17 protein-coding genes are annotated in these 22338 nt (G+C 59.5%); 10 read left to right on the plus strand and 7 right to left on the minus strand.

Annotated features, from left to right (window positions below):
* Window position 1: 1 nt before the first annotated feature.
* Window positions 2-256 carry a glutaredoxin 3 gene (gene grxC, locus ACOYXH_RS27410; RefSeq protein WP_038359971.1) on the plus strand — a complete coding sequence of 85 codons (255 nt, stop codon included), beginning with the start codon at window positions 2-4 and terminating at the stop codon, window positions 254-256.
* Window positions 257-313: 57 nt separating this feature from the next.
* A complete protein-coding gene (gene secB / locus ACOYXH_RS27415) occupies window positions 314-799 on the plus strand; it encodes a protein-export chaperone SecB (RefSeq protein WP_007909233.1) in 486 nt (161 codons plus the stop codon).
* Between the two features lie 166 nt (window positions 800-965).
* Here secB and ACOYXH_RS27420 read toward each other — a convergent pair whose 3' ends face one another.
* On the minus strand, window positions 966-1421 hold the full coding sequence (locus ACOYXH_RS27420; RefSeq protein WP_007909235.1) for a tRNA (cytidine(34)-2'-O)-methyltransferase: 456 nt from the start codon (window positions 1419-1421) through the stop codon (window positions 966-968).
* Here ACOYXH_RS27420 and ACOYXH_RS27425 point away from each other — a divergent pair.
* Entirely contained in the window at window positions 1420-1857 is a 438-nt protein-coding gene (locus ACOYXH_RS27425; protein ID WP_460410105.1) for a hypothetical protein, read from the plus strand. The two genes, ACOYXH_RS27420 and ACOYXH_RS27425, sit on opposite strands and share 2 nt — an antisense overlap.
* A 605-nt stretch (window positions 1858-2462) precedes the next feature.
* On the opposite strand, the gene ntrC is transcribed toward ACOYXH_RS27425, so the two are convergent.
* The 5 genes from ntrC to glnA form a co-directional block, all read right to left on the minus strand.
* Entirely contained in the window at window positions 2463-3899 is a 1437-nt protein-coding gene (gene ntrC / locus ACOYXH_RS27430) for a nitrogen regulation protein NR(I) (RefSeq protein WP_007909238.1), read from the minus strand.
* Entirely contained in the window at window positions 3896-4981 is a 1086-nt protein-coding gene (glnL, locus tag ACOYXH_RS27435) for a nitrogen regulation protein NR(II) (protein WP_095047169.1), read from the minus strand. Before glnL ends, ntrC begins: the two co-directional genes overlap by 4 nt.
* Window positions 4982-5212: 231 nt before the next feature.
* Window positions 5213-5836: a DUF4124 domain-containing protein gene (locus ACOYXH_RS27440; protein ID WP_460410106.1), complete on the minus strand. Its 624-nt coding sequence runs from the start codon at window positions 5834-5836 to the stop codon at window positions 5213-5215.
* Window positions 5833-6345, minus strand: coding sequence for a DUF4124 domain-containing protein (locus ACOYXH_RS27445; protein WP_320413764.1), 513 nt, complete (start codon window positions 6343-6345; stop codon window positions 5833-5835). Before ACOYXH_RS27445 ends, ACOYXH_RS27440 begins: the two co-directional genes overlap by 4 nt.
* A gap of 284 nt (window positions 6346-6629) precedes the next feature.
* A complete protein-coding gene (gene glnA, locus ACOYXH_RS27450) occupies window positions 6630-8036 on the minus strand; it encodes a type I glutamate--ammonia ligase (protein WP_007909254.1) in 1407 nt (468 codons plus the stop codon).
* A 328-nt stretch (window positions 8037-8364) separates the two neighbouring features.
* Between glnA and thiI the strand changes: the two genes are divergently transcribed.
* Both thiI and typA read left to right on the plus strand, forming a co-directional pair.
* Entirely contained in the window at window positions 8365-9819 is a 1455-nt protein-coding gene (gene thiI, locus ACOYXH_RS27455) for a tRNA uracil 4-sulfurtransferase ThiI (RefSeq protein ID WP_095047172.1), read from the plus strand.
* 139 nt (window positions 9820-9958) lie between these two features.
* A complete protein-coding gene (typA, locus tag ACOYXH_RS27460) occupies window positions 9959-11779 on the plus strand; it encodes a translational GTPase TypA (protein ID WP_095047173.1) in 1821 nt (606 codons plus the stop codon).
* A 324-nt stretch (window positions 11780-12103) separates the two neighbouring features.
* Here the strand turns inward: typA and ACOYXH_RS27465 are convergent, their stop codons facing one another.
* A complete protein-coding gene (locus tag ACOYXH_RS27465) occupies window positions 12104-12541 on the minus strand; it encodes a YkgJ family cysteine cluster protein (RefSeq protein ID WP_025110918.1) in 438 nt (145 codons plus the stop codon).
* A gap of 259 nt (window positions 12542-12800) precedes the next feature.
* Between ACOYXH_RS27465 and ACOYXH_RS27470 the strand changes: the two genes are divergently transcribed.
* From ACOYXH_RS27470 to ACOYXH_RS27490, 5 genes are all read left to right on the plus strand, one after another.
* Entirely contained in the window at window positions 12801-15251 is a 2451-nt protein-coding gene (locus tag ACOYXH_RS27470; protein WP_460410107.1) for a glycogen/starch/alpha-glucan phosphorylase, read from the plus strand.
* Window positions 15252-15417: 166 nt separating this feature from the next.
* Window positions 15418-18990 (plus strand): DUF2339 domain-containing protein, encoded by a 3573-nt coding sequence (locus tag ACOYXH_RS27475; protein ID WP_460410108.1) that lies wholly within the window; start codon window positions 15418-15420, stop codon window positions 18988-18990.
* On the plus strand, window positions 18987-20351 hold the full coding sequence (locus ACOYXH_RS27480) for a DUF3999 domain-containing protein (protein ID WP_095047176.1): 1365 nt from the start codon (window positions 18987-18989) through the stop codon (window positions 20349-20351). Before ACOYXH_RS27475 ends, ACOYXH_RS27480 begins: the two co-directional genes overlap by 4 nt.
* A gap of 331 nt (window positions 20352-20682) precedes the next feature.
* Window positions 20683-21693, plus strand: coding sequence for a class 1 fructose-bisphosphatase (locus tag ACOYXH_RS27485; protein ID WP_007909265.1), 1011 nt, complete (start codon window positions 20683-20685; stop codon window positions 21691-21693).
* 3 nt (window positions 21694-21696) lie between these two features.
* On the plus strand, window positions 21697-22299 hold the full coding sequence (locus ACOYXH_RS27490) for a DUF924 family protein (protein WP_258709112.1): 603 nt from the start codon (window positions 21697-21699) through the stop codon (window positions 22297-22299).
* Window positions 22300-22338 lie beyond the last annotated feature (39 nt).

Below are 22338 nucleotides of genomic sequence, written 5' to 3' on the forward strand. Positions count from 1 at the left end.
TATGAGCGAAGTCATCGTCTACTCCAGCGATTACTGCCCTTATTGCTCGCGAGCCAAATACCTGCTCGAGAACAAAGGCGTGGCCTTCAAAGAGATCAAGGTCGATGGCAAGCCGCAAGTGCGCGCTGAAATGACCCAGAAAGCCGGACGTACGTCCGTGCCGCAGATCTGGATCGGCAGCAAGCACATCGGCGGTTGTGACGATTTGTATGCCCTGGAGCGCGCCGGCAAGCTCGACGCGCTGCTCAAGGCCTGAACGGCTGCACCCACGTACAGCACTCCCTAAAAGACCCAAGATCGATAAGGATCTGAGATGACTGACCAACAGAACACTGCAGCCAGCGAAGAAGAAACCGCACCGCAATTCTCCTTGCAGCGCATCTACGTACGCGACCTGTCCTTCGAAGCCCCGAAAAGCCCGGCGATCTTCCGCCAGCAGTGGGATCCGGCGGTCGCTCTGGATCTGAACACTCGTCAGAAAGCGCTGGAAGGTGATTTTTACGAAGTCGTGCTGACCCTGTCCGTCACCGTGAAAAACGGTGAAGAAGTCGCCTTCATCGCTGAAGTGCAACAGGCCGGTATCTTCCTGATCAAGAACCTGGACGCGGCTTCGATGAGCCACACCCTGGGTGCGTTCTGCCCGAACATCCTGTTCCCGTACGCGCGCGAAACCTTGGACAGCCTGGTGACCCGTGGTTCGTTCCCGGCCCTGATGCTGGCCCCGGTGAACTTCGATGCTCTGTACGCGCAAGAGCTGCAGCGCATGCAGGAAAGCGGCGAGACGCCAACCGTTCAGTAAGACGGTCTGGGCTACAAAGAAAAAAGCGCCGTAACAGGCGCTTTTTTCTTGGCTGATCGTTCCTACGCTCCGCGTGGGAATGCCTCTGGGGACGCTCCGCGTCCAGTGACGCGGAGCGTCACGGGCTGCATTCCCACGCAGAGCGTGGGAACGATCAGGTGTGGTGTTACTTGAAGTCGTTCTGGCGCCAGGCTTCGTACACGGCCACCGCCACGGTGTTGGACAGGTTCAGGCTGCGGCAGCCTTCGCGCATCGGCAGGCGCAGGCGCTGTTCCGGCGGCAGCGCGTCGAGCACTTCCGGCGGCAGGCCACGGCTTTCCGGGCCGAAGATGAACGCATCGCCAGGAACAAACGCGGCATCATGAAACGGTCGCGAACCCTTGGTGGTGAACGCAAACAGTCTTGGGTTGCCCAGGCTTTCCAGGCAACTGGCCAGGTCCGCGTGACGTTGCAGCGTGGCATATTCGTGGTAATCGAGACCGGCACGGCGCAGGCGCTTGTCGTCCATCTCGAAGCCCAGCGGTTCGATCAAATGCAGGTGGCAGCCGCTGTTGGCGCACAGCCTGATAACGTTGCCGGTATTCGGCGGAATTTCTGGTTGAAAAAGGATGACGTGAAACATGCACGGCTCCGAAGGTAAAGATGAGCGGCATTCTACGCCGCCTGTGGACAACCGTTCGAAACTATTGCCGCGAGTCATCGGTTCGCTGGCAATTGTCGGCTTGATGATTGGCTTGATGATCGGCCGCCTGACCACGCCGGATCCGACGGTGTTGCAGCTGGTCGAGGTGACGGATCAAGGGTTGGTGGTGTGGTTCAACAACGAGCCCAAGCTGCACGGCGAAATCATCGATGGCACGGTGGCGCTGCTGTTTCAGGCTGAGGGCCCGGCGCAGAAGGGCCAGCTCAAGCTCAATGGCAAAGATGTGAACTGGCGGACGCGAGCGAGTGACGGAGGGTTGTTGCTGACGGTGCTGGCGGCGCGGCCGCTGCAGGGCGATTGGGTCGGCAGTGAGGTCGATGACCGCTGGCGGCTGGAAATCCATCTCCGCGAGTAATAAAAGCGGGAATCCCTGACCTGCCTGTATCAGGGTTCCCAAAAGGATGGACTTCGCTGCTAGCGTCGGTCCGGTGTAAAGAGGGAACCCCCGGCCTGCCTGTACCAAGGATCCCAAAAGGGTGGGCTCGTCGCGTTGCGGATGAGCCCGGTGTAAAGAGGGGAATCCCCGGCCTGCCTGTACCAAGGTCCCCGAAACGGGTGGTGAATCGAATCACCTGTAAGAGGTATTGCAGGGGGCGTGCCAGGTTTTCATTTGCTGAAACAAAAAAGCTGATCAGAAATACGAAAGCCCCGGAACTCGGGGCTTTTGTGTACTTGGATAATGGTTTTGTCGGTGTTTTCAGAATGAAGGATGCAGATGCGGCTGTGCGCGATCGCGGGTCATTGTGCATTGATGCGGTGCACGGCTGCCCCTCACCCTAGCCCTCTCCCAGAGGGAGAGGGGACTTAGCGAGTTGCCCGGTCAAAATAAACCGACCTGAAATACCGAGCCGAACTCAGATTTTGAACATCACATAAATCGGCTCCCTTCCCCCTCTACCCCTTGGGGGAGAGGGCTGGGGTGAGGGGGATGGATCCTGAGCACACAACAATTCTCAAGCGTTAACCCTCATCCCCCTCATCATCATCCCCGCCATCGACCTTCATCCCCAATTCCTTGATCTTGCGCGTCAGGGTATTGCGCCCCCAACCCAGCAAAACGGCGGCATCGCGACGACGCCCGGCGGTGTGCTTCAAAGCCGTCTCGATCATGATCCGCTCGAACGCCGGTACCGCGCTGTCGAGCAGGCTCGACTGGCCACGCGCCAAGGCCTGATCGGCCCACTGACGCAGTGCTTGCTCCCAATTGGTCACTGGCGCCGAGTCCTGCGGCAGGTTCAGCAGTTCTGGCGGCAGGTCGCTGATGTGCACTTCGCGCCCGGACGCCATCACCGTGATCCAGCGGCACGTATTCTCCAGCTGACGTACGTTGCCGCCCCACGGCAGGTTCTTCAGGTATTCCTCGGTCTCGCTCTTCAGCAGCTTCGGTTCCACCGCCAGCTCTTGCGCCGCGCGGCTGAGGAAGTGCTTGGCCAGGGTCGGGATGTCCTCACGACGATCGGAGAGGCGCGGGATGTGGATACGGATTACGTTGAGGCGGTGGAACAAGTCCTCGCGGAACTTGCCGGCGTGCACCAGGGTTTCCAGATTCTGGTGCGTCGCGGCGATGATGCGCACATCGACTTTGACCGGCACGTGGCCGCCCACACGATAGAACTCGCCATCGGCCAGAACCCGTAGCAAACGGGTTTGGGTGTCGGCCGGCATATCACCGATTTCATCGAGGAACAGCGTGCCGCCGTCAGCCTGTTCAAAGCGGCCGCGACGCAGGTTTGCCGCGCCGGTGAACGCACCTTTCTCATGGCCGAACAGCTCGGATTCCATCAGATCCTTGGGGATCGCCGCCATGTTCAGCGCAATGAATGGCGAGGCCGCGCGCGGACTGTGGCGGTGCAGGGCGTGGGCCACCAGTTCTTTACCGGTACCGGATTCGCCGTTGATCAACACGGTAATGTTGGAGTGGCTCAAGCGGCCGATGGCGCGAAACACTTCCTGCATCGCCGGCGCTTCGCCGATGATTTCCGGGGTGCGCGTCAGTGCCGGCACCACTTCCAGGCCTTGCTGTTCTTGTGCGTGCTGGTTTGCACGTTTGACCAGCGAGACCGCCTCATCGACGTCGAACGGCTTCGGCAGGTACTCGAACGCGCCGCCCTGATACGAGGCGACAGCGCTGTCCAGATCGGAGTGAGCGGTCATGATAATGACCGGCAACCGTGGGTGCTGCTCGCGAATCCGCGCCAACAAATCCAGACCGCTGGCACCGGGCATGCGAATGTCGGAAATGATCACGTCTGGCTGCTGACGGGCCAGGCGACTCATCACGCCATCGGCGCTGTCGAAACTCTGGGTGGTCATGCCTTCCTGCTGCAAGGCCTTTTCCAGAACCCAACGGATAGAACGGTCGTCATCGACGATCCACACGGTTTCACTACGGCTCATGTCGATGTGGCTCCTTGTTCCAGTGGCAAAAAGATCGAGAAGGTGGTGTGGCCTGGATGGCTGTCACACTCGATCAGGCCCTGGTGCTGGCTGATGATGTTCTGGGTAATGGCCAGGCCGAGTCCGGTACCGTCCGGGCGTCCGCTGACCATGGGAAAGAAAATGGTTTCCTGAAGTTCCGCCGGGATCCCCGGGCCGTTGTCGATGATTTCGATCTTGGTCACTAGACGATGGCGGACGTGGCCGATGGTGAACTGGCGCATGGTCCGGGTACGCAGGCTTATGCGGCCAAGGCGCAATTCGTTCTGGCTGCTGATCGCTTGCATCGCGTTGCGTACGATGTTCAACACCGCCTGAATCATTTGTTCGCGGTCGATCAGCACGTCGGGGATGCTTGGGTCGTAATCACGCACCAAGGTGATGCAGCCCTGGCTTTCCGCTTCGACCAGTTGGCAGACGCGCTCCAGCACTTCATGAACGTTGCACATCGCCAGCGACGGCAGTTTGTTCGAGCCGAGCATGCGGTCGACCAGATTGCGCAAGCGGTCGGCTTCTTCAATGATCACGTTGGTGTAATCGCGCAGACTTTCTTCCGGCAGTTCGCGGGCCAGCAATTGCGCGGCGCCGCGGATGCCACCGAGCGGATTCTTGATTTCGTGAGCGAGGCCGCGTACCAACATCTTGCTGGTTTCCTGCTTGGACAGCTGCGCCTCCTCCTTGGTGATCCGCAGCAAGCGGTCACGCGGATGGACCTCCAGCAGGAGCATGGTCGCGCCATTGCTGAGGATTGGCGTCACCGCGTAATCCACGGTCAACGTCTGGCCAGTGAGGGCGGTAAGCATCGCCTCGCGCTTGGTGAACGGATGCGCCTGCTCCACTGCCTGGCGCAGGGAATTGAGCGCCTCGGTGGATTCGGTGAACAGCTCGCTGATGAACTGTCCATGGCTGCGCTGCCCGCTGATGGCGAGGAGCATCTCCGCCGCCGGGTTCATGTACTCAAGGCGCAATTCGGCGTCGAGCAGGATGGTGGCGGTGGTCAGGTTGTCGAGCAGCAAACGGTGGATTGCGTCGCTAATAGTCATCAGAGCCTCTTTTGGGGGCGGAGCGTGCGCAAGTAACAAGCGTCGGTATCGGGAAAATGCAAAAACCAAACCAAGGCTCCGAAAAGAAGCGTTCAACCAATGAAACAGGCGTTTGACGCTCTTTTGCGTGGCAGTCGGCCAGCGCTCGCGGGTACTTTCGAACCAAAATGGGTTGAGATATGGGTACGGTGCAGTTTTGTGCACCAATATAGTGCGCAAAGCTGAATGGCGTTAGAAGAAACGCAGAAAGGGGTTTTTCGTCTCGGGCGGTTTGTCTTTCAAGGGGCATTCCGGACGGATGCCGTAATCGTCGGTGGTGCACGGCTTGACCTGGCGTTTCTGTGCGAGGGAGATGCGTAGCATGTGGAAGGGCTGGTTGGCAGTGCGTTCCACCGTGCGCCCTTCGGCATCGAGGATTTCCACCGAAAGATTGTGGCTGCCACGATCGATGTTGTTTAGCGGGAAGACCGGGCTCAGCCCCGGTTCGCCGGTGGCTTGCCCATCCAGCAGCAGTCGATAACGATGACCTTTTTGCAGGCCCGGTTCGCTGGTGACGCTGACGATGATTTCGCCGGCGCTGCTGCGAATCGTTGCATCGGGTTCAGGTACTAGAATGCGCAGCATGTCGTAGTGGAAGGGCGGTTGCTCTGGGGTTTTTTTTGCAGTCGTGATCGGCACGGCGACGGTGGGGTTTGCGGACATGCGATTGCTGGTCGCGATCGGTACGCGCTTGGCATTGCCACGCGGCTGGTCGGTGTAGACGCGATTGCCTTGGGCATCGATATAAGTGAACACCTCAGCCGATGCTTGCAGCGTGAGCAGCGCCAGCACCGCGATCAGCCACGCACGAATCATGGCTTGTGCACCCGCTGTACGCTGAGAGGGACTGGCGCGCTCTGCTGGATGACCGTCTGCCCGTCAATCACCTGCACCGCTAGACGATGTTCGCCGCGATCAATGTTCACCAATTGTAGGATCGGCACGTTGCTCGGCTGGCCGTAAGGCTCATCGTCCAATACCAGCCTTAACTGATGCGGCGGTTGCAGACGCGGCTTGATCAGCACTTGGACGGTGAACGTGCCGTTATTGGCGCGCAGGGCCTCTTCGGTGGGTAGACCAGCGAGTTCAAGAATGTCGTAGGCGTTGCGCGCAGGCTCACGGGTTTCGGTGCTGGATGCAGGCGGTGTGCTCGGTGTTTGCGGCTCGACCCTGTTAAGCGGCGGCAACTCCACCGGCTGCGCCTGCACACCATCGGGCGAGTGATCGCTGTAGACCGTGTTGCCGTTGGCGTCGGTGTACTTGTAGATCTGCGCGGCGGCGGGCAGGGCGATCAGCAGCAGAATGTAGAGAAAGGTGCGACCCATGAAATCGACCGGGATTGAAAGCGATGGGGTGCAGCATAGGCCAGACGCGGCGGTTGGCCCAACCCGGCAAACATCCAGAGATCATTCAGACACCACAAATCCCTTGTGGGAGCGAGCCTGCTCGCGAATGCGGTGCGTCATTGACAGTGATGGTGACGGATACGACGCTTTCGCGAGCAGGCTCGCTCCCAGGGATCTGCGTGACGCCATAAATCGCGGGCAATAAAAAAGGCCTCCCGAAGGAGGCCTCTTTCACTCACGCCACGTAACGCAGCGCTACCGGATCAGCAGCTGTAGTACAGCTCATATTCCAGTGGGTGTACGAAGGTGCGAACCTTGATTTCTTCTTCCGATTTCAGCGCGATGTAAGCGTCGATGAAGTCGTCGGAGAACACGCCGCCCTTGGTCAGGAACGCGCGGCCCTTGTCCAGCTCTTCCAGGGCTTCTTTCAGGCTGCCGCAAACTTGTGGAATCTCTTTCGCCTCTTCAGGCGGCAGGTCGTACAGGTTTTTGTCAGCTGCGTCGCCTGGGTGGATCTTGTTCTGGATACCGTCCAGACCGGCCATCAGCAGAGCTGCGAAGGCCAGGTACGGGTTGGCAGCCGGATCCGGGAAGCGTGCTTCGATACGGCGGGCTTTCGGGCTCGACACGTAAGGAATACGGATCGAAGCGGAACGGTTGCGAGCCGAGTAGGCCAGCATTACCGGAGCTTCGAAGCCTGGTACCAGACGCTTGTAGGAGTTGGTCGCCGGGTTGGTGAAGCCGTTCAGGGCCTTACCGTGTTTGATAATGCCGCCGATGAAGTACAGAGCGGTATCGGACAGGCCGGCATAGCCTTCACCGGCGAAGGTGTTCTTGCCGTCTTTCCAGATCGACATGTGTACGTGCATGCCCGAACCGTTGTCGCCGTACAGTGGCTTCGGCATGAAGGTCGCGGTGCGGCCGTATGCATCAGCAACGTTGTGCACAACGTACTTCAGGGTTTGGGTTTCGTCGGCTTTCTTCACCAGGGTGTTGAACTTGACGCCGATTTCGTTCTGGCCGGCAGTTGCCACTTCGTGGTGGTGAACTTCGACGGTCAGGCCCATTTCTTCCAGTGCGTTGCACATGGAGGTACGGATTTCGTGGTCGTGGTCGAACGGCGGAACCGGGAAGTAGCCGCCTTTGACGCCTGGACGGTGACCTTTGTTGCCACCTTCGATGTCCTGGTCGGACATCCACGAACCTTGCTCGGAGTAGATCTTGAACATCGAGCCGGAGATGTCCGACTTGAATTTCACCGAGTCAAAGATGAAGAATTCTGGCTCTGGACCAGCGAACACGGTGTCACCGATACCGGTGGCTTTCAGGTGTTCTTCGGCACGCTTGGCGATCGCACGTGGGTCGCGGTCGTAGCCTTGCATGCTCGAAGGTTCGATGATGTCGCACACCAGGATCAGGGTGGCGTCTTCGGTGAACGGGTCGAGAACGGCAGTTTCGTCAACCGGCATCAGGATCATGTCGGAGGCTTCGATGCCTTTCCAGCCAGCAATGGAGGAACCGTCGAACATCTTGCCGACTTCGAAGAAGTCTTCATCCAGCGCATCGCGAGCCGGCATGGTCACGTGGTGCTGAGTGCCTTTGGTGTCCGTGAAGCGCAGATCAATCCACTTGACGTCATGATCTTTGATGAGTTGAACCGTCTTCGACATATGTCCTCCGGGTGGCTTCGGGCTTGGTAGTGGATGCCCTTGAATTTGGGTGATGCCGGCGCGAATACTCTGCCAAGGCAACCTGCCTCACAAGGGAGCAAATTGCATGCCAGTGCCCCAGCATGGGTTTTTTGCCCCAAATTCACGCTTATAAAGGTGCAAAGCACCTGATTGCGGAAAATCTCGCCCTCTAATGTAGCGTCTTAAGTCAGAAATGACCTGTTTTGGTGCGTGCAAAACCTTCTGCACATTAACTGGTTAAACCTTGAGCAATTTCCGCTATAATCCGCGCCCCCCTTTTTCGGCTGGCCGTTCGCGCGCTGTTTTCATGAAACTAATCGTAAAAGTCTTCCCCGAGATCACCATCAAAAGCCGACCTGTCCGGACGAAGTTCATCCGCCAGTTGGCCAAGAACATCCGCACCGTGCTCCGTGACCTGGACCCGGCCGTGGTGGTGAACGGTGTGTGGGACAATCTCGAGTTGGAAACCCGCGTTACCGACCCCAAAGCCTTGAAAGAGATGGGTGAGCGCCTGACCTGCATGCCGGGCATCGCGCACTTTCTGCAGATCGACGAGTACCCGCTGGGCGACTTCGACGACATCACCGAGAAGTGCAAACAGCACTATGGCGATGCACTGGCCGGGAAGATTTTTTCGGTGCGCTGCAAGCGCGCGGGCAAGCACACCTTCAGCTCGATGGACGTCGAAAAATACGTCGGCAGCAAGCTGCGCCGTGAGTGTGGTGCTGCCGGTATTGACCTGAAAGCGCCGGAAATCGAAGTCCGCATCGAAGTTCGCGACAAACGGTTATTTGTTATCCACAGCCAGCACAACGGCATCGGCGGTTACCCGCTCGGTGCGTTGGAGCAGACGCTGGTATTGATGTCCGGCGGCTTTGACTCAACCGTTGCGGCGTACCAGATCATTCGTCGCGGCCTGATGACGCACTTCTGCTTCTTCAATCTGGGCGGTCGTGCCCATGAATTGGGCGTGATGGAAGTCGCGCATTTCATCTGGAAGAAGTACGGCAGCTCGCAACGCGTGCTATTTGTCAGTGTTCCGTTCGAAGAAGTGTTGGGCGAAATTCTCGGCAAAGTCGATAACAGTCATATGGGCGTCGTATTGAAGCGTATGATGTTGCGCGCGGCTTCCAACATCGCCGATCGCCTGCACATCGAAGCGCTGGTTACCGGCGAGGCGATCTCCCAGGTGTCGAGCCAGACCCTGCCGAATCTGTCGGTGATCGACTGCGTGACCGACAAACTGGTCCTGCGTCCGCTGATCGTGGCGCACAAACAGGACATCATCGACACGGCCAACGAGATTGGCACCGCCGATTTCGCCCGGCACATGCCGGAGTACTGTGGGGTCATTTCGGTCAATCCGAAGACGGCCGCCAAACGCGGTCGCGTTGAGCACGAAGAGAAAGAATTCGACATGGCGGTGCTCGAGCGTGCGCTCGAAAACGCCAAACTGGTGCCGATCGATCGGGTGATCGACGAATTGGGCCAGGACGTACAGATTGAAGAAGTCAGCGAAGCACTGGCCGGTCAGATCGTGATCGACATCCGTCACCCGGATGCCGCCGAGGATGAGCCGCTGGAACTCGCTGGCGTAGAAGTACAGACGATGCCGTTCTACGCAGTGAACGCTCGTTTCAAGGAGCTGGATCCGACTCGCCAGTACCTGCTGTATTGCGACAAAGGCGTGATGAGTCGCCTGCATGCTCACCATTTGCTCAGTGAGGGGCATGCCAATGTGCGCGTTTATCGACCGAGCTAAGTGCCCGGGGCTGTTTGCCTGTGGCCTGCGTCACCGGCCCCCCGACACCGCCGTCAAGCTGTAACGGCCATGCCGGACACTACTGCTAATCGCTGCCAAGACTTGTCAGCAAACCGAATCCTCTGATCGAGATACACAAGTGATCGAAAATCTACGCAACATCGCCATCATTGCCCACGTTGACCATGGTAAAACCACCCTGGTAGACAAACTCCTGCGTCAATCCGGCACCCTGGAGCGCAACGAGCTCAACGACGAGCGCGTGATGGACTCCAACGACCAGGAAAAAGAGCGCGGTATTACCATTCTGGCGAAAAACACCGCCATCAACTGGAACGGCTACCACATCAACATCGTGGACACCCCGGGCCACGCCGACTTCGGCGGCGAAGTTGAACGTGTAATGTCGATGGTTGACTCCGTTCTGCTGCTGGTTGACGCTCAAGACGGCCCTATGCCGCAAACCCGTTTCGTGACCAAGAAGGCTTTCGAAGCCGGCCTGCGTCCAATCGTGGTGATCAACAAGGTTGACCGTCCAGGCGCACGTCCGGACTGGGTTCTGGACCAGATCTTCGACCTGTTCGACAACCTCGGTGCGACCGAAGAACAACTGGACTTCCAGGTTGTTTACGCTTCGGCCCTGAACGGCATTGCCGGTCTGGATCACACCGCCATGGCTGAAGACATGACCCCGCTGTACCAAGCGGTAGTCGACCACGTTCCGCCTCCGGCCGTTGACCGTGACGGCGCGTTCCAGATGCAGATCTCCGCTCTGGACTACAACAGCTTCCTGGGTGTTATCGGCGTTGGCCGTATCGCTCGTGGCCGCGTCAAGCCGAACACCCCGGTTGTGGCGATCGGTGCCGACGGCAAGCGTCGCAACGGCCGTATCCTGAAACTGATGGGTCACCACGGTCTGCACCGCGTTGACGTTGAAGAAGCTGCAGCAGGCGATATCGTTTGCATCAGCGGCATGGACTCGCTGTTCATCTCCGACACCCTGTGCCACCCGGACACTGTCGAGGCGATGAAGCCTCTGACCGTTGACGAGCCAACCGTTTCGATGACCTTCCAGGTAAACGACTCGCCATTCTGCGGTAAAGAAGGCAAGTTCGTGACGTCCCGCAACATCAAGGACCGTCTGGACAAAGAGCTGCTGTACAACGTTGCACTGCGCGTTGAAGAAGGCGATACCGCTGACAAGTTCAAGGTTTCCGGCCGTGGTGAGCTGCACCTCTCGGTACTGATCGAAACCATGCGTCGCGAAGGCTTCGAACTGGCCCTGGGCCGTCCTGAAGTAATCATTCGTGAAGTGAACGGCGTTAAACAAGAACCGTTCGAAAACGTGACCATCGACATCCCTGAAGAAGCTCAGGGCAAGGTCATGGAAGAGATGGGTCTGCGTAAAGGCGACCTGAGCAACATGGTTCCTGATGGCAAGGGCCGTGTTCGTCTGGAATACAACATCCCTGCTCGCGGTCTGATCGGTTTCCGTAACCAGTTCCTGACCCTGACCAACGGTGCTGGCATCCTGACCTCGATCTTCGATCGCTACGACACCGTCAAGTCGGGCCACATGTCCGGCCGTCAGAACGGCGTTCTGGTTTCGGTTGAAACCGGCAAGGCACTGACCTACTCGCTGGAAACCCTGCAGGCTCGTGGCAAGCTGTTCGTAGAACACGGCCAGGAGATCTACAACGGTCAAATCGTTGGTCAGAACAGCCGCGACAACGACCTGGGTGTAAACCCGACCAAAGGCAAGAAGCTCGACAACATGCGTGCTTCGGGTAAAGACGAAACCATCGCTCTGGTACCACCTGTTCGCTTCACTCTGGAACAGGCTCTGGAATACATCCAGGAAGACGAGCTGTGCGAAGTTACTCCTAAGTCCATCCGTCTTCGCAAGAAGATCCTGGACGAAAGCGAGCGTACCCGCGCTGCCAAGAAAGCCAAGGCGTAATTTAGCCCGAGCTTAAAAAAACGCCCCCGGTCGCGAGACCGGGGGCGTTTTTGTTTGTCTGGGGGAAACGCAGGTTGGGTCTTGAAGATCAAGAGCCCCTCACCCTAGCCCTCTCCCAGAGGGAGAGGGGACCGAATGGGGGATATTCATGAGATGCATCGACTTGAAAGAATTCTGCTGAATCCATAATCGATTTGGTGGGGCTGTACCGAATCTACAATCGACTATATTTTTCAGGTCGATGTCAGTCGCAAGACACCTCGGTCGGCTCCCTCTCCCTCCGGGAGAGGGCTGGGCGGGCGGCGTTCCGATGAGGGTCAGCTTTTAGAACTTCTCGATCGCGCGGAAATTCTGCACGCGCTCAACTTCCTTCGGCTTATAAGCGCAATACCCAGGACGCGGTCCGATCTTCGGGTGATTGCGGCACGTGTCCGGGCGCTTGTCATAAATGGTGCACAAGCGGCTCTTACGATCCAGGTAGTAGCAATCGTTGTTGCTCATGCGCTGCAGGGTGAAGATCCCCGACTTCTGATTGAAGCGCTCGACCAGGCCTTCCTTTTGTAAACGCTTGGCGATGTTCTTCGGCGGGTCGCCCAGTTCGAATTCGTCGACCACGCCAATGCGCACCAGATCCTTGATCTTTACTTCGACCGGCAGCGTGCAGCAGCTGGACATGCAGGAGCCGCACATCGGGGCCGAATATTTCGCCCACGTATCGAGACGATCGATCTCGGCGGCGGCAATCAGGTTGGGCTTCATCATCGGGAGTTACCAGGCGTGTGTGCATCAGGGCGCGCGATCATACCGGGACTGGTGGATTTTTGAACAACCTTTCGCCAGATTTTTTCTCCATGCAGGCACTTTGCCGGAAAATTCGGCACGGCCCCTGCATTCATTAGCCCATCCGCCAGGGTAATGCCGGGCCATCGCACCGTCTCAGGAAAAACTGCCGAACCAGCGCCGCGACCGTCGGTCAGACCGTCTAGGCTCAGACAATTCCCGCTCGCTCGAGGTCCTATTGATGACTCAAGAACCACTAGTTCGCGAAGCAGAGGTGGCCGCATTCCGCGACGCCGTCCTGACCAAGCTCACCTACGCGGTGGGCAAAGACCCCGACCACGCCTTCGACCATGACTGGTTCGAAGCCATCGCTTTGGCTGCGCGTGATCATATGGTCGAGCACTGGATGGACCACACCCGGCAGATCTACCGCAAAGGTCAGAAACGGGTGTATTACCTCTCGCTGGAATTCCTCATCGGCCGCTTGCTCTACGACAGCCTGAGCAATCTCGGCTTGCTCGACGTCGCCCGTGAAGCGCTGACTGAACTCGGTGTCGACCTGGAGCGTATCCGTTTGCTGGAACCTGATGCAGCGCTCGGTAACGGCGGCCTCGGTCGTCTGGCCGCGTGCTTCATGGAAAGCATGTCGACCCTCGGCATCGCCGGCCACGGTTATGGCATTCGATATGAACACGGCTTGTTCCGCCAGGCCATCGTCGACGGCTGGCAGCAGGAACAGACCGAGCACTGGCTGGATTTCGGCAACCCGTGGGAGTTCGAGCGGCCAGAGGTCGTCTACTCCATCGGCTTCGGCGGCAGCGTCGAAACCGTCACCGACATCTCCGGCAAGTCCAAACAAGTCTGGTCGCCGGCAGAAACTGTCCGCGCGATCGCTTATGACACGCCGGTCGTTGGCTGGCGCGGGGCGAGCGTCAATACACTGCGCCTGTGGCGTGCGCGCGCCATGGAAGATTTGCACCTGGAGCGCTTCAACGCCGGTGACCACTTGGGCGCCGTCGCCGAAGTGGCCCGGGCCGAAAGTATCTCCCGCGTGCTCTACCCGGCGGACAGCACCGAAGCGGGGCAGGAGCTGCGCTTGCGTCAGGAATACTTCTTCGTCGCTGCTTCCTTGCAGGATCTGCTGCGCCGCCATCGCAACATGCACACCTCGGTGCTGACCCTTGGCGATCACGCGGCGATCCAGCTCAACGACACGCACCCTTCGATTGCCGTCGCCGAACTGATGCGCCAACTGGTCGACGTCTACGACGTGGCGTGGGATGCGGCGTGGCAAGTCACCGTCGACACGCTGTCGTATACCAACCACACGTTGCTGCCGGAAGCGCTGGAAACCTGGCCGGTGGGCTTGATGGAACGCATGCTGCCGCGACATATGCAGATCATTTATCTGATCAATGCCCAGCACATCGACTCGCTGCGCGCCAAAGGCATTCACGATTTCGACGTGCTGCGCGCGGTGTCGCTGATCGAAGAAGACAACGGTCGCCGTGTGCGCATGGGTAACCTCGCGTTCCTCGGTTCGCACAGCGTCAACGGCGTGTCCGGACTGCATACGCAACTGATGCGCAAAACCGTGTTTGCCGAACTGCACAAGCTCTATCCGGAGCGGATCAACAACAAAACCAACGGCATTACCTTCCGCCGTTGGCTGTTCCAGGCCAACGCTGAACTGACCTCGATGCTGGTCGACTCGCTGGGTCCCGAGGTGTTGGATAACCCCGAAGAGCGCCTGCTCGATCTCGAACCGTTCGCCGAGAAAACCGCATTCCGCAAAGCCTTCGCCGAGCAACGGCTGCACAGCAAGAAAGCCTTGGCGTATCTGATTCATGAACGCTTGGGCATCGCGGTCAATCCGGCGGCGATGTTTGATGTGCAGGTTAAACGGATCCACGAATACAAACGCCAGTTGCTCAACCTGATGCACACCGTGGCGCTGTATCAGGCGATCCGCGCCGAGCCGGAAGTCGATTGGGTGCCACGGGTGAAGATCTTCGCCGGTAAAGCCGCGGCGAGTTATCACCAGGCCAAACTGATCATCAAACTGACCAACGACATCGCCCGGGTGGTGAACAACGACCCGACCGTGCGCGGCATGCTGAAAGTGGTGTTCCTGCCCAACTACAACGTCAGCCTGGCGGAAAGTATTATTCCGGCGGCGGACTTGTCCGAGCAGATATCCACCGCCGGTTTCGAGGCCTCGGGCACCAGTAACATGAAATTCGGCCTCAACGGCGCGCTGACCATTGGCACACTGGACGGCGCCAACGTGGAAATGTGCGAACGCATCGGTGCCGAGCACATGTTCATTTTCGGCCTCAGCGCTCAGCAGGTGGAGGCGCGCAAGCAGAACCACGAGTTCAGCGCGTTGCCGGACATTGCTGCGTCGCATCGTCTGAACGATGTGCTGCAAGCGATTCGCAGCGGGGTGTTCTCGCCGGACGACACTTCGCGCTATACCGGGCTGATCGATTCGCTGGTGGATTACGACCGCTTCCTGGTCTGTGCCGATTTCGACTCCTACTGGGAAGCGCAGAAACGCGTTGAAGCGCATTGGCACGATTCCAATAACTGGTGGCGTTCGGCAGTGCTCAACACGGCGCGGATGGGCTGGTTCTCGTCTGACCGGACGATTCGCGAGTACGCCACGGATATCTGGAAAGCGTTGGAGTAACTTTCCGTTCGGCTCGATATAATCGCGTGCCGGAAAGATCGCAGCCTTCGGCAGCTCCTACACAGGTGTTCGCATAACCCTGTAGGAGCTGCCGAAGGCTGCGATCTTTTTGGGTCAGGCTGCGCTAATCTTCCCGGATTGGCCTTTGCGCTTAGGGATATCGACCATGCAATGGATGTTCATGTTGATCGGGCTGGTGCTCGGCTGGCTGCTCGACGAGTCGTTCAGTGATGCGCTATTGGGCGCGTTGCTGGGGCTGGTGATCGGGCAGACGATCCGCATCGCGCGGCTAGGCTCGCAGACGATGGAGCAGCAGCGTCAACTTGAGCTGGCGAAGGTCGCTTTGCAGGGCGTCGAACAGCGCCTGTTTCTGCTCGAAGGTGCCCCGGTTCGTGCCGCGCCGCCACCGGATCCCGAACCTGTTGCTGAACCAGTCACAGTCGTAGAAGCAGCTCCAGCACCTGAACTGGTCTGGGAACTGCCGCCCGAACTGGAACCGCTGTCCGCCGTCGCCAGCGAAATCAGTCAACCGCTGCCCGCTGATGTCTGGCGCCTCGACGCCGTTACGTCCGAACCGCAAGAGCCTGCTGAACCCCGTGGCCCGAACCTCATCGAACGCGGCATCAGCGCCGCGCGCAACTGGCTGTTCGGCGGCAACACCGTGCTGCGGGTCGGTGTGGTGTTGTTGTTCTTCGGTCTGGCATTCCTGCTGCGCTACGCCACTGAAGGCATGGTCGTGCCGATCGAGTTGCGTTACGCCGGTGTTGCGGCGGCCGCGTTGGGCCTGCTCGCGCTGGGCTGGTGGCTGCGGCGGCGCAACAGCAATTACGCGTTGATGCTGCAAGGCACCGGGATCGCGGTGCTGTATTTGACGGTGTTTGCGGCGATGCGTCTGCATCCGTTGCTTGATCCATCGGCCGCGCTCGGCCTGCTGGTGGCGGTCACCGTTTTCTCGGCGATTCTCGCCATCACTCAAGATGCTTTAGGGCTAGCCGCAGCGGCGGCATTGGGCGGTTTCGCGGCGCCGATCCTGACCTCGACCGGCGCCGGCAACCACGTCGCGCTGTTCAGCTATTTCGCGCTGCTCAACGCCGGCATTCTTGCCATCGCCTGGTTCAAAGCCTGGCGTCTGCTCAACCTGATTGGTTTCGTCGGCACCTTTGGCATCGGCTTCGCCTGGGGCCTTCGTTCGTATGCGCCAGAACTGTTGTGGAGTACCGAGCCGTTCCTGATCCTGTTCTTCCTGATGTATCTCGCCATCGGCCTGCTGTTCGCCCGTCGCAAATTGCTCGACATGCCCGATGCGCCGGCGGATAGCGACCGCGAGGCGTTACTGCACTGGTCGGCGCGCAAGGGCGATTACATCGACGGCACGATGCTGTTCGGACCGCCGATCATTGGCTTTGGTTTGCAGTTTGCGCTGGTGCAGCATCTGGAATTTGCAGCAGCGTTCAGTGCGCTGGCGCTAGGCATGATCTACATGGCACTGGCCAAGGTGTTGATGGGTGGCCGGGCGGTTCTGCTGGGCGAAACCTGTCTGGCGCTCGGGGTGATTTTCGCCAGTCTGGCCATTCCGCTGGGGCTGGATGCGCGCTGGACCTCGGCGGCATGGGCAGTGGAAGGCGCGGGGATTTTCTGGCTCGGTCTGCGTCAGCATCGACCGTTCGCGCGGGCCTTTGCCTTGCTCCTGCAACTGGGTTCCGCGTTGGCGTTCCTCAGTCAGTTGCGTGCCGGCGAGAGCAGTCTGCTTGACGGTGCTCCGCTGGGTGCGCTGATGCTCGGCATTGCGTTGCTGTTCAGTTTCTATCAATTGCGCAAGGCCTCGCCGGAACAGGCATCACCTTGGGAGCGTCAAGGCTTGCCGGTGTTGGCGTGTCTGGGCCTGACCTTCCTCTATCTGCTGGCGCCGCTGTTCTTCTTCGTTCAAGCCACGGCGATTAGTTGGGCGCTGGCCGGGTTGGCAACTCTGTTGGTCGGTCTGCGCATTCAATCGCGCACGTTCCTGTTCAGCGCGTTTGCCGTGCAGTTGCTTGGCGGTGCGTTGTTCCTGTTGCGTCTGCAAGGCGCGGGCGAGGATTCGGCGGCGGTGTTCAGCGCCGGCTGGAGCGGGTTGCTCAGCGCGTCGTTGATCGGGCTGGCGTTGATCGCCGGCATGCTGTTGGCGGCTCGCGATGAAATGGTGCGTGGCGATGTGCGTCTGTTGCGGGGGCTGTCGGTGGTGCTGCTGGCCGGTTTGGTGCTGATCAATCTGGCGGTGCTGTTCGTGCTGCCATGGCAAACGGCGAGTGCGGTGTGGGCCGCGAGTGGTTTGCTGATCATCTGGCTGAGCCTGTACCTCAAGCAGCGCGTAAGTTTTGTCTTTGGTCTGCTGTTGCAGTTGATTGGTGGCGCGGCGTTTTTGCTGGCCGGCCCCGAGTTGCTTGGGCCACTGTCCAGCGAAGGCCTGAAACCGTTGGCCCATGGCGGATTCTGGACACCGCTGGTACTGGGCTTGGCTGCGATGATCGGTGCCTGGCGCCTGCAACTGGGCAATCACGCTTCAGCATTCGATGCGCTGAGTCTGCAGCGTTTGTCCGAAGTGCTGCTGGTGTGGGGCGCTGGTTGGTGGACGCTGGCGTGGGTCAGTGAAGTACTGCGGTTTGCTCCGCCGAATCTGCAAGGCACGTTGTTGCTATTGTTCGTGGCGATCAGTGTCGCGCTGTGGGCGGTGCTGGCGCTGCGGTTGAAATGGCCGGCGCTGGGCTTGCTCTGCACCTTGCTGATTCCGGCGGCGGGTCTGGTGTTGCTCGCTGGCTGGCATTCGCGTTATCACCCGGCGGCCGATTTCGGTTGGCTGGCGTGGGCAGCAGTGTTCGCCGTGCATTTCTTCAGCTTGCGACGTTTGGCGCCGATGTTGCCGGCGCGCGCTTTGAGCGCGGCGCATGTGCTCGGCTGCTGGCTGCTGATTGGTGTTCTGGCGCTGGAGTTGCGCTACGGTCTGCTGCTGTTGTCCGAGCAATACAACGCTTGGCGTTGGCTGGGCTGGGCGATTCTTCCGAGCCTGTATCTGCTGCTGGCGGCGGCACCGCGCAGTTGGCCGTGGCCGGTGGCGGCATTTCCTAGCGAATACCGCTTGTATGCCGCCGCGCCGTTGGCAGTGTTGATGCTGGCGTGGTTCTGGCTGGCGAATGGTGTCAGCGATGGCAACGCCGAGCCGCTGCCATACGTGCCGCTGCTCAATCCATTGGAGCTGGGTTTGTTGTTCGCATTGTTCGGTGTTTACGTCTGGTCGCGCAGCGCGGTTTCGCAGTTGTCGATTCGCCAGGACTACGCCGATTACGCGACGCAACTGGTCGCCGGGGTTTCGCTGTTCGCCTTCTGCACCGCGTTGGTCACCCGCGCGGCGCACCATTGGGCCGGCATCCCGTTCGAGCTGGATACGTTGCTCGCCTCAATGCTGGTGCAGGCCGGATTGTCCATCGTCTGGACGTTGATGGCGCTGGGCCTGATGATCGGCGGCCATCTGCGCCATCGTCGCGAAGTGTGGCTGATTGGCGCGGCGCTGATTGCGTTGGTGGTGGCCAAACTGATTTTTGTCGAATTGAGCAACCGTGGCGGTCTCGCCCGGATCGTCTCGTTTATCGGTGTCGGCGTGTTGCTGCTGGTGGTCGGCTATTTCGCGCCACTGCCGCCCAAGCGCGTCGACGCTGAACCGGCGGCGGACAAACCGGCCCCGGACACCGAAGGAGTTTCATCTTGAGTCGCATGCGAAATCTGGGTTGGTTGGCGTTGGGCGTGGTGATGGCGGCCGGCGCTCAGGAAAAACCGGCGGACTTCGCCACGCAGGTGCCGCTGGCGGTGAGCGGCAACGGCCCGTGGTATCGCCTCGAATTGCCGTTGAGCGTGCAATTGCAGGCGCGCCAGACTGATCTCAGTGACTTGCGGGTGTTCAACGCTGCCGGCGAAGCGCAGGCCTACGCCTTGGCGCGCGAATCAGCGCAGACCCGCGACGACGGCCGGTTGCATGAGGTGAAATGGTTCCCGCTGTACAACGCCGCCGACGCCAGCGAACGCGCGCCGAATGTGCGTGTGCAATCGACCACCAACGGCACGCTGGTCGAGGTGCAGCCGTCCAGTCAGTTGGAGGTGGGTGAAGAGGTGCTACGTGGCTGGCTGCTGGATGCCAGCGCGATCAAGGCGCCGTTGCAGCAGTTGATCCTCGACTGGACCAGCGAGCGCGACGGCTTCCAGCGCTTCAGCATTGAAGCCAGCGACGATCTGCAACACTGGCAAGCGTGGGGCGAGGGGCAGGTCGCGCGGCTGACCTTTTCCGATGAGCGCATCGAGCAGCATGAAGTGACGTTGCCGGGGCAATCGGCGCGCTATGTGCGGTTGCTGTGGGAGTCGCCGAATTCGGCGCCGATCCTGACGGCGGCACAATTGAAAAGCAGTGATCCGCGCGATTTGCCGCTGCCATTGGTCTGGTCGCCGGCATTGGCCGGCAGCAGCTCCAAGGCCGGGGAGTACGCCTGGCAGTTGCCGATGGGGTTGAACATTGAGCGCGTGCAGGTTGAATTGAAACAGCCGAACAGCCTGGCGCCGGTGACGCTGGCCGGCCGTCGTGAAAGCAGCTTGCCGTGGCAAACGCTGAGCAGTGGCTTGCTGTACCGCCTGACCCAGAATGGCCAGGATGTGGTGCAGAACGAATTGCCGCTCTACGGGCAAACCGTGCAGCAGTTGAAACTGAGCGTGGATGAGCGCGGCGGTGGTTTGGGCGAGCAGGCGCCGAGTCTGAAATATGCGGTGCGGGCGACGCAGGTGGTTTTCCTCGCGCGGGGCGAGGGGCCGTTTAGTTTGGCGGTGGGCAATGCGACGGTGAAGACGGCGAACTTGCCGCTGGCGACGCTGATTCCGGATTTCAAACCGGAGAAGTTGGCGGGGTTGGGTAAGGCTGTGGTTCAGGGTGAGGTGGTTGTGACGCAGACTTCAACGGCGACTACGGCGGCGGTGGCTGAGACCAATTGGAAGAAGATCGGCTTGTGGGCGGTGTTGTTGTTGAGTGTGGTGTTTTTGGGGGCAATGGCGTTTAGTTTATTGCGCAAGCCTCCTGCCAAATCCTGAAAAGGCGGGTGCTGCGCACCCGATCGCGAGCAGGCTCACTCCTACAGTTGATTGCATTTCTCCAGATGGAATGCGATCAACTGTAGGAGTGAGCCTGCTCGCGATAGCGGCCTACCAGCCAATAAAAATACTCAAACTGCCGCTCCACTTAGCCACCACCCGTCCCGAACCCGTCTACGCTAAACCCGCTACCTGAACTCTCCCCCGACAATCACGTCTCATACAGGCAAATACACCCCAACGCACGTTACCGGGCGTCTTCGCTCGCTACGTTTTCAGACTCCCTGTAAACTGCGCGGGTTTTTAGCCCCCCATTCCACCGGAGCCGTCCATGTCCCGCGTTACCCTGAGTCGCTATTTGATTGAGCAGACCCGCAGCAATAACACTCCTGCCGATCTGCGTTTCCTGATCGAAGTGGTCGCGCGTGCTTGCAAAGAAATCAGCCACGCCGTGTCCAAAGGCGCCCTGGGTGGTGTTCTGGGCAGCATGGGCACTGAAAACGTCCAAGGCGAAGTGCAGAAGAAACTCGATGTGATCTCCAACGAGATCCTGCTCGAAGCCAACGAATGGGGCGGTCACCTGGCCGGCATGGCGTCCGAAGAAATGGACAACGCCTACCAGATCCCGGGCAAATACCCGAAAGGCGCGTACCTGCTGGTATTCGACCCACTGGACGGCTCGTCGAACATCGACATCAACGCCCCGGTCGGCACCATCTTCTCGGTACTGCGTTGCCCGAACGAATACCTGAGCCAGAACGAGCCGCTGAACGAAAAAGCCTTCCTGCAGCCAGGCACCCAGCAGGTTGCCGCCGGTTACGCGATCTACGGCCCGCAAACCATGCTGGTACTGACCTTGGGCGACGGCGTCAAAGGTTTCACCCTCGACCGCGAAATGGGCAGCTTCGTGCTGACCCACGAAGACATCACCATTCCTGAGTCGACCCAGGAATTTGCGATCAACATGTCCAACCAGCGTCACTGGGAAGCCCCGGTACAACGTTACGTTGGCGAGTTGCTGGCCGGTGAAGAAGGTCCGCTGAAAAAGAACTACAACATGCGCTGGGTCGCGGCGATGGTTGCCGACGTACACCGCATCCTGACTCGTGGCGGTCTGTTCATGTACCCGCGCGACAGCCGCGAGCCATCCAAGCCAGGCAAACTGCGTCTGATGTACGAAGCCAACCCGATGTCGTTCCTGGTGGAACAAGCGGGCGGCGCGTCCACTGACGGTCACCAGCGCATCCTCGACATTCAGCCGGAAGGCCTGCACCAGCGCGTAGCGGTGTTCCTCGGTTCGAAAGAAGAAGTCGCCCGCGCTACGGCCTACCACAAGGAATAAACCATGACCGCGCCCTGGCAGCCGTTGCTCGATTGGTGGTTCGGACAAGCCGAATCCCCGGACGAGATTGCGGCTGACAAGGGCAAGTTGTGGTTCGGCAAGCGAGACAGCCAAGACCTCGAAGCGCGTGAGCGTTTCGGGGTCTTTGTCGATCAGGCCCTGGCTGGCGAATTGACCGAGTGGACGCAACGTCCCGAAGGTTGGCTGGCGGTGGTGTTACTGCTCGACCAACTGCCGCGAATGATCTTTCGCGACTCTCCCAAAGCTTTCTCCGGCGATCTGCGTGCGCAGAAGCTCGTTGCGCAAGGCATTGCTGCGGATTTCGATCGGCAGTTGAAACCGATTCAGCGCGTATTCATTTATCTGGTGTTTGAGCACTGCGAGAATCTTGCGGTGCAGAACGAAGCGGTTTCCAGATTTATTGAGTTGGTGGCTGAACAGCCGGAAGGGGAGCGGTCGGTGTTTGCCGACAATCTGGATTATGCCGAGCGGCATCAAAAGGTGATTGCACGGTTTGGCCGGTTTCCGCATCGCAATGCGGTGTTGGGGCGGGAGTCTACGGCTGAGGAGTTGGTGTTTCTTTCTGAGCCTGGCTCTAGATTTTAAGAGCTTACCCTCACCCTAGCCCTCTCCCTGAGGGAGAGG

It is taken from the genome of Pseudomonas sp. Mb7 (assembly GCF_054790525.1).